The 8,256-nt window shown below is 59.7% G+C and carries 7 protein-coding genes; 5 read left to right on the top strand and 2 right to left on the bottom strand.

Annotated elements, in window-relative coordinates; translation table 11 throughout:
• Positions 1–67 precede the first annotated feature (67 nt).
• Positions 68–1,486: an MFS transporter gene (locus ACW9HW_RS27225; RefSeq protein ID WP_457402399.1), complete on the bottom strand. Its 1,419-nt coding sequence runs from the start codon at positions 1,484–1,486 to the stop codon at positions 68–70.
• Between the two features lie 133 nt (positions 1,487–1,619).
• Between ACW9HW_RS27225 and ACW9HW_RS27220 the strand changes: the two genes are divergently transcribed.
• From ACW9HW_RS27220 to ACW9HW_RS27200, 5 genes are all read left to right on the top strand, one after another.
• Positions 1,620–2,510 (top strand): LysR family transcriptional regulator, encoded by an 891-nt coding sequence (locus tag ACW9HW_RS27220; RefSeq protein ID WP_457402397.1) that lies wholly within the window; start codon positions 1,620–1,622, stop codon positions 2,508–2,510.
• Between the two features lie 521 nt (positions 2,511–3,031).
• Positions 3,032–4,420, top strand: a complete 1,389-nt coding sequence (locus ACW9HW_RS27215) for a TackOD1 domain-containing metal-binding protein (RefSeq protein ID WP_457402394.1) — start codon at positions 3,032–3,034, stop codon at positions 4,418–4,420.
• A 4-nt stretch (positions 4,421–4,424) separates the two neighbouring features.
• Positions 4,425–5,753 (top strand): glycosyltransferase family 2 protein, encoded by a 1,329-nt coding sequence (locus tag ACW9HW_RS27210; RefSeq protein WP_095195126.1) that lies wholly within the window; start codon positions 4,425–4,427, stop codon positions 5,751–5,753.
• A gap of 1 nt (position 5,754) precedes the next feature.
• Positions 5,755–6,579, top strand: coding sequence for a hypothetical protein (locus ACW9HW_RS27205; protein ID WP_457402392.1), 825 nt, complete (start codon positions 5,755–5,757; stop codon positions 6,577–6,579).
• Positions 6,580–6,585: 6 nt separating this feature from the next.
• On the top strand, positions 6,586–7,701 hold the full coding sequence (locus ACW9HW_RS27200) for an HlyD family secretion protein (RefSeq protein ID WP_095195111.1): 1,116 nt from the start codon (positions 6,586–6,588) through the stop codon (positions 7,699–7,701).
• A 9-nt stretch (positions 7,702–7,710) separates the two neighbouring features.
• Here the strand turns inward: ACW9HW_RS27200 and ACW9HW_RS27195 are convergent, their stop codons facing one another.
• Complete coding sequence (locus tag ACW9HW_RS27195) at positions 7,711–7,971, bottom strand: hypothetical protein (RefSeq protein ID WP_095195110.1); 261 nt, start codon at positions 7,969–7,971, stop codon at positions 7,711–7,713.
• Between the last annotated feature and the right edge of the window lie 285 nt (positions 7,972–8,256).

Here is an 8,256-nt window from a genome sequence, read left to right as displayed (position 1 = left end):
TGGATGTCGACTGACACGCCCCCTTCGCGAGCAGGCTCGCTCCCACAAGGATTTGGCAACGCACCCGCTAAGCCCTGCACCCGGTCGGCGCCCGGCTGCCCACCGCGATCAAACAAGCTATGCCAATCAACCCCAACGCCACTGTAAAGGTGATATGCATCCCGCTGGCAACAGCCTCCGGGTGCGCGAAAGCGACTTCAACCACCCCCGACGCCAAAGCAAACACCGCCCCCAACACCGCCGCCCCGGTGATCAACCCCAGATTACGCGACAGGTTGAGCAACCCCGACACCACTCCCCGCTGTTCCGGCTGGACATCAGCCATCACCGCCGTGTTATTGGCCGTCTGAAACACCGCATAACCCAATGTGATCACCACCATGGGTGTGATGTAGCCAATGATTCCCAGGCTGCTCGGCAACACAGACAACAGCAGGCAACCGAGCGCGATGGCAACCAACCCGACGAAGGTCATGCGCCGGGCGCCGAAACGGTCGGCAATGCGCCCGGCAGGTACCCCGGTCAATGCCGCGACCAATGGCCCGACCGACAGCACCAGCCCGACCCCGACGGCGTTTAGTCCGAGGGCCTGCGACAGGTAAAACGGCCCGACCACCAGCGTGGCCATCATCACCGTGGTCACCAACAGGCTCATACCCAGGCTGCCGCTGAGCTGCCGGTCATGGAACATCGCCAATCGAATCAAAGGCGCTGTTACGCGTTTCTCAACCCACACGAACAACCCGATCCCCACGCAAGCCGCCAGCAGCAATGCGATGTTGAGCAGGCTGAAATGGCCGCGTCCCAGGGTCATCGCCAGTGCGTAGGTGGCAAGTGTCAGGGCCAGCAGCAGGGTGCCCAGCGGATCGAAGGCGGGGCGTGATGTTTTCGGTTGATCGGCAGGTAAATAGCGCCAGGCGAGCAACAGGGTCAGCAAACCCAGCGGCACTGTGATCAAGAAGATCGCTTGCCAGCCCAATCCGGCGATCAGCACACCACCCAGGGACGGTCCCATCGCCGTGCCCATGGCCGACATCGTGCCGAGCAAACCCATGGCGCTGCCGGTTTTCTCTTTCGCTACGGTCTCGCCTACGAATGCAAGGGTCAGCGCCATCATGATCGCCGCGCCGAGCCCTTGCAGCGCCCGCGCGCCGATCAACAGTTCAAGGCTCGGCGCCAGGCCGCACAGGGCCGAGGCCAGGGTGAACACACTGATACCGCACAACAGCAGACGGCGCCGCCCCATCAGGTCGCCGAGGCGACCGACGCTGACGATCAACGTGGTGATGGCCAGCAGGTAGGCGAGGACGATCCACTGCACCTGTTGAAAGGACGCATCGAACGCCTGGGCCAGCGTCGGCAAAGCGACATTGGCAATGCTGGTGCCCAGGGATGACAACAACATCGACAGCGACAGGCTGGCCAATGCCCACTTGACGGACAGTGCCCGTTGCCCGATTTCTGTAAGGGTTGTTGTGGAGTCCATGCTGTTCCTATTTTCTGGCCGCTCCCGATTGGAGCTACCGAAAATCTACGCCCGCGCCTAACATGGCGGAAGGCGCACCGGTTGCACTTGATACGTGCACTGGACGCCACTCCACAAAGCCACGGTGCAAACCATGCCCACGCCTGATTTCAACCTGCTGATCACCCTGGATGTCCTGCTGACAGAGGGCAGTGTGGCCGGCGCCGCCAAGCGCTTGCGGCTGAGCCCGTCGGCGATGAGCCGGGCGTTGGCGCGCTTGCGGGAAACCACCGGCGATCCGTTGCTGGTCCGGGCCGGGCGCGGCCTGGTGCCGACACCGCGGGCGCTTGAACTGCGGGAGCGGGTCAGTCAGCTTGTGCTGGAGGCTGAAACGGTCTTGCGCCCAGCCGGGCAACCCGACCTCAATGGCGTGGTGCGCACGTTCACCCTGCGCACCAGCGAAGGGTTCGTCGAAAACTTCGGCGCCGCACTGATCGCACGTGTCGCGGAACAGGCGCCGGGCATACGCCTGCGCTTCATGCACAAACCCGACAAGGACAGCACGTCATTGCGCGACGGCACGGTCGATCTGGAAACCGGTGTCGTCGGCAAGGCTGCCAGTCCGGAGCTGCGGACCCAGGGTTTGTTCCGCGATCGTTTCATCGGCGTGGTGCGTGCGGGGCATGCGCTGGAGGAGGGCGAGATCACACCTGAGCGTTATGCGGCGGGCAGCCACATCAGCGTGTCCCGCCGAGGGCTGGACAAGGGACCGATCGATGAAGCCCTGGCACCAATTGGCCTGCAACGACAGATCGCAACCATCGTCGCCGGCTTCTCCACCGCGCTGGCGCTTGCCCGTTCCAGCGACCTGATCGCCAGCGTGCCGGAACGCCACACCGCCAACCTGCGATGGGGCATGCACAGTTTTGCGCTGCCGCTGTCCTTGCCGGAATTTACCGTGGCCATGCTCTGGCATCCGCGCCTGGAGGCCGACCCTGTGCATTGCTGGTTGCGGGGGTGCTTGAGGGAGGTTTGTGCGCAATAGCGCACCTATAACCAACTTTATTAGTCTGGTTTAAATGAAAGTGGTTGATATTGAAATAATGGCTGTTAGTCTGATGAGACAATGGCAGTCAATTGAGTTAGTTTAGCCATAAGTACCTGTGATTTTAATATAAAAAATATTTGAACTTATAAGTGTTCGTATTGTATTGAGCCATGAAAGTAAACAAGGTGGCGATTGATAGTCAGTCGCAGTCAATAGAAAACTGGCGAAGCGCAACGAATGATGGCGATTAACAAGTAATGGCGTTTTGTATTGTTAGTTAGTTTGCTATTTTATTATCTGTATGAAAAGTAAAGTTTTTTTCGGTTGATGTCTTCGGTAATTCTTAAAATGCACCACCGTGGGGCGCTGAACATTCATTCTCTGATTTGACGAACTTCCAGTATTCGAGCTGTCAAAAAATAACTTCACAATTAAGCTCGCGCTTCTGCGAAGCGGTGCTACTGTTGGTATCTCTCGTTTAATCGCATTTCTCTTGTCTTTGGTAGAGGGCGTGTGCCATGCCGATTACAAATCCACGGATCGCGATACTCGGTAATAGAGTTCCAAGCGCGAATCTTCCCGAGATTGCGCACTTTACCGATCTTGGCAGCCTGTTGGCTGTCGCCGCATTCGACGTAGTGCTACTGGACATGCCCGGCACCCATGCGGGAAAGGTCCTGCGCAAATTGCGCTCCATCCCCCCTTATCGTTACACCCTCATTTATTGCTGCCGGGAACAGGATGCTCTGTGCGAAGCCCTGGGAGATGGTGCCTGCCCGGCCGATTCCAACGAAATCAAAACCAAATGGCGGGGGTGGCTTGAGCGTTTCAAGCTGTTCAATCAGGGGACGGCCCCCGAACGCTTCGAGAGTCGGGTGCTGTCCTGGCTGTGGATGCGCGACGACGCCCGAATCTACGCCCTGCGGGACCCTGAAGTCCCCCAGCATTATCGCTATCCGCTACTGGATGCCTTGGCGGATAGCGAGCAAGTCAACGCGTTTGTCTGGTTGAGCCTGGTGGCACAGCAGAACTGGCTGGAGGAAGGGGTGCTGGTCGACCGCGTCCGCCTCTGTTCGGATTGTGGCTCCGGAAGGCTCAACTTCATCGATGTGTGCGCCGAATGCCACGCCCTGGACATTTCCCGGCAGCCTTCATTGCATTGCTTTACCTGTGGCCATGTCGGGCCTCAGGAATCCTTCCTCAAGGACGGGGTGCTGCTGTGCCCCAACTGTCTGAACCGCCTGCGTCACATCGGCAGCGATTACGACCGCCCGATGGAGAATTATCGCTGCCGGTCGTGCCAGGCGTTTTTTGTCGATGCCGAAGTCCAGGCGCGTTGCCTGGACTGCGGCCTGTCGCACACGCCTGACAAGTTGCGGGTGCGGGAAGTCAGGGATTACCGTCTGACCGAAGCCGGGCGTTTCCGCTGTCGCCAGGAATTCAGCGACCGTTCGGCCCAGCATTTCGGTCGGCTCAATCTATTGGGCGGCAAGGATTTCTATGACCTGCTGAGCTGGCAGATCCAGCTCGTGCGCCGTTACCCCGATCCTCCTTTCTCGTTGATCGGCCTGCGTTTCGTCAACCTGACCGGGACGTTGTCGCGCCTGGGCGAACAGCGCGGCCACGCATTCATCGACAGCGTGACCGATCGCTTGAAGGAAACCGTGAGGGACACCGACCGCTGTTCGCGAAGTACCGAAGAATTCTTCTGGATCATGTTGCCCCATACCGATGCCAATGGCCTGGCAATCGTCAAGCAACGCCTGGGCAAGGTCGCCGAGCTGTTTTCCGCGCCGGAAATCAGCGACGTTTCCCTGCGTGTCATCAGCATCACCGCGCCTCAGGATCTGCTCGATCAGGAAGACGGTGAACTGCTTCTGGCCCGTCTGGCCAGTGAACTGGGGTGATGCCATGAGCCCATTGATGGAGCAACTCTACAACCTGCTGGTTGCGTTCATGGGGACGGACGGGCTGAGCCGTTTGTTCTACATGCTTTTTCCATTGTTCCTGATGTTTGAACTGCCGCTGATGATCATGGTGTTGCTCGGCGTCTTGCGCTGGTTCACACAGCGCCGCAGCCGGGTGCCGAAAATCAGCGTCTATCACCCCAGGGTCTCTTGCATCATTACCTGCTACAGCGAAGGGATGGACGTGCAGACCACGCTGCTGAGCCTGTGCGAGCAGACCTATCAGGGCCACATCGAGATGATTCCCGTGGTGGATGGCGCCACGATCAACCAGCCGACGCTCAGCGCCGTGCGAAGTTTCAACGTTGATCCGCAGTTGTACCCCAGGCGTCATTTACGGCCGATCGCCAAATGGCAGCGGGGCGGACGGGTGTCGTCCCTGAACGCCGGCCTGTCGCTGGCCAGCGGCGAAATCGTGATGGCGCTCGACGGCGATACGTCCTTTGACAACAACATGGTCAGCTCCATCGTGCGGCATTTCGAGGACCCCTCGGTGCCGGCGGTTGCCGGCAGCTTGCGCGTACGCAATGTCTGGGGTTCCTGGGTGACCGCGATGCAGGCGCTGGAATACCTGTTGTCGATCCATATGTCGAAAATCGGTCTGTCCGAATGGAACCTGGTCAACAACGTCTCAGGCGCCTTTGGTGCGTTCCGTCGCAGCTTCCTGGTGAAAATCGGCGGCTGGAACACCCACACCGCCGAGGATCTGGACCTGACTCTGCGTATCAAGAGCTACTTTAAACGCCACGACCTGCGGATCCCCTTCGAGCCCGAAGCGGTCGGTCATACCGATGCACCGGCAACGCTCTGGCAGTTTCTGATGCAGCGACTGCGCTGGGATGGCGATCTGTTCTTCCTTTACATCCGAAAGCACAACCGCAATATCGACCCCAAATTGCTGGGCTGGAAAACCTTTCTGATGATCCTGCTCACGGGGTTCTTCTTTCAGTTGGTACTGCCGTTTCTGATCTTCAGCTACACCTTGCTGGCGTTGTTCATTCTTCCCGGCAAGACCCTGCTGTTTCTGTTTGTGCTGGTGTATCTGCTGTACCTGATGATTACCACGCTGTTGTTTTTTGCCATGTTGTTGATGGTGTCCGACCGACCCCGACAGGACATGGTCCTGGGACTGCTGGTGCCGCTTTTTCCGCTGTTCATGCTGATCCTGCGGTGCTGGAGCGCGGTGGCCATGCTCAATGAGATATTCCGTCGCGGGCATGAAGAAAGCTCGATGGCGCCCTGGTGGGTACTCAAACGAGCCACGAGGTTTTGATATGCGATCGATACGCTTTGTCCTGGCCCTGTGCCTGCCCTTCGCATTGACAACGCTGCAGGCGGCGCCCTCGACATGGTCCCAGGCCAGTTACGTCTGGGACAGCGAAGCGCTGCTCGATCCCGATCATCGGGCAAACGAACTGGCGGCGCTGCACAAGGCCGGAATGAACAAGATCTACCTGGGGCTCAAGGCCGCGCAGATTCATGATCTGGCCACCACGCGCCAGCGGCTGGAGCAATTGCTGCGGCAAGCGGCGGCCGAGGGGATTCAGGTGAGCCTGTTGCTGGGCGATCCGGAATGGATCGCGCCAGAAGGGCGCCATCAACTCACCGATTTGCTGGACAAGCTCAAAGGCCTGGCATTCACCAGCCTGCACCTCGATCTGGAAGTCGAGCAGCTGGGTGTGCCCGTCCCTGATCAACGCTTGAAAGACCTGCTCGGGACCTTGCGCATGGCCGCGGCGCAAAGCCCCTGGCCGGTAGAAATTTCCAGTCATCATCGCTGGTTCGCCGAGCCCAGGCCCGGCCAAACCTGCGTGCCCTGTGCGCTGCCCGATGCCGGGGTGCGCCAGGTGAGTCTGATGATCTACACCCGTAACCCGAAAAACAGCGCGCGCATGGCTGAGCAGATCGCCAGACGCTGGCCCGCGCTGCAATTTCGCCTGGCGCAAAGCACCGAGCCGCAACTGGATGCCACGGAATCCTGGGCCGGCGCGTCGACCGAACAGTTGCAACGCCAGACCAGCACCTGGCGCGAGCAACTGCAACCCCTGGGGATTGCCGGCATCGACTGGCAAGCCTGGCGAGACTTTCCAAAACGGTGAGCCGTCATGAAGATTCGTTTCGATAGTCGCAAGGAACTGAACCCGACTCAGGAGCAAGGTTTGAGTGTGCTTTACGCCCCGAGCAAACGCGCGGCGTTTCGTGTGCGCTGGTACCTGATCCTGTTATTGGTGGCGAGCCCGTTGATCTGGCTGGGCGGCAAGCTGGTGTACGGCATTCTGATGATCGACGCGCCGGCGCAACTGCGCTTGCCGATTCTGGAGGTGCGCGCGCGGGATGCCGGTCGGGTCGAGCAACTGTTCGTCAGGGCCGGTGACCAGGTGCGGGTCGATCAACCCCTGGCCAATCTGGACAACCCCGAGTGGCGTTCCCGGATGGCGCAACTCTCCGCTGTCCCGGCCAATACCACGCGCTTGAGCAATGCCAAACTGGGGGGCCGGGAGCGGCAATTGCTCAGGACCCGAATTGCCCGCTCGGAAGACCGGGTGAGGGTGCTTGAGGACCTGGTGATTCGTGGTGCCGTGTCTCGGGGCGAGGTGCTGGCCGCTCAGTCCGAACTCGACAGTTTCAAGGCGGACCTGTTGGCGTTCGAGCGCCGCGAGCAACTGGCCAATCAACCGTTGAACGACGAGCGTGAGAAGGCTGAACGCACCGCCGAGCAAAAATGGTTGCAGACGCGCCTGGCGGCATTGCCGGTCAAGGCCGCGCAGAGCGGGCGGGTGGCGGAAGTGCTGGTCAACCCCGGCGAAAACGTCGGCGCCGGTACCTTGCTGATGCGCATCGAGCAGCTTGAAGAGCCATTATTGTGGATCTATCTGGAACCGCTGAATATCAGCTACGCCGGGATCGGCCAGCCGCTACGCGTGCGCATGCCCGACGGCAAATGGCTGACGGCCCGTGTGGTGCAGGCGGTCGACAGCGCCGGCCGCACGCCAACGGTGTTGCGCGGGCCGTTTGCCGCCAGCGAAATGGGGCTGCAGGTGGCCGCCAAGTTTGATCAGCCGCTGCCGCCACGCTGGCGCATTGATCAGCTGCCGCTGAATGTTCGTTTCCCGACTGACTGGGATCAAATGATCACCGACAGTCGTGAGCTGATTCAGGAACTGGGCGACTTCATTGCAATGGCCAAACCCGAAACGAACACCGTGCCTGGCGATAAATGAACCCGCGGTTCAGATGTATTGATTGCGGCGCGCGCTGGCAGCGACTTCGGTCGCCAGCAAATGCTCGGCCAGCACATCGTTGAGGAAGCGGAACTGATCGTTGAGACCGACCACTTCGTTGTTGAAGTGATGACCGGCAGCCGGAATCAGCAACGCTTCGAATTTTTTGTCGAACACCAGGGTCAACACTTTACGAGACTCGAATTGCTGCGAGTAGTAGTTGTTGCCGAACACCGGAAAGCTCACGGCCAGGGTGACTTCGTTGATCATGACGCGCGCTCCTCGGTCAGGACGAACCAGCCAAATACGCTCAACGTGAAGGCCGTCAGGGCCAGGCAGGTCAGGAGATGGATTAGCATGATTCGACCCTCCGTTTCAGGGTTTCGTGTTGGGTTGCAATTGATCCTACGCTGACGGTCGGCGGGCGGAAGGCAATCGTGGCGATGGTGAATATCGATGGGAGTGATGGTCGGTTTTTGCAGTGTTCGTTCGGGCCCCATCGCGGGCAAGCCCGCTCCCACAGGATATGCGCCATTTTGAAATCGGAGCAGGACC

The organism is Pseudomonas sp. SDO5532_S415, from assembly GCF_054071155.1.
Note: the sequence above shows the minus strand (reverse complement) of the source record. Positions and strands in the feature narration are given on the sequence as shown.

Excerpts from the sequence above, each read along its gene's own strand:
- ACW9HW_RS27225 (WP_457402399.1), bottom strand. The coding sequence starts at position 1,486 with ATGGACTCCACAACAACCCTTACAGAAATCGGGCAACGGGCACTGTCC.
- ACW9HW_RS27220 (WP_457402397.1), top strand. The coding sequence starts at position 1,620 with ATGCCCACGCCTGATTTCAACCTGCTGATCACCCTGGATGTCCTGCTG.
- ACW9HW_RS27215 (WP_457402394.1), top strand. The coding sequence starts at position 3,032 with ATGCCGATTACAAATCCACGGATCGCGATACTCGGTAATAGAGTTCCA.
- ACW9HW_RS27210 (WP_095195126.1), top strand. The coding sequence starts at position 4,425 with ATGAGCCCATTGATGGAGCAACTCTACAACCTGCTGGTTGCGTTCATG.
- ACW9HW_RS27205 (WP_457402392.1), top strand. The coding sequence starts at position 5,755 with ATGCGATCGATACGCTTTGTCCTGGCCCTGTGCCTGCCCTTCGCATTG.
- ACW9HW_RS27200 (WP_095195111.1), top strand. The coding sequence starts at position 6,586 with ATGAAGATTCGTTTCGATAGTCGCAAGGAACTGAACCCGACTCAGGAG.
- ACW9HW_RS27195 (WP_095195110.1), bottom strand. The coding sequence starts at position 7,971 with ATGATCAACGAAGTCACCCTGGCCGTGAGCTTTCCGGTGTTCGGCAAC.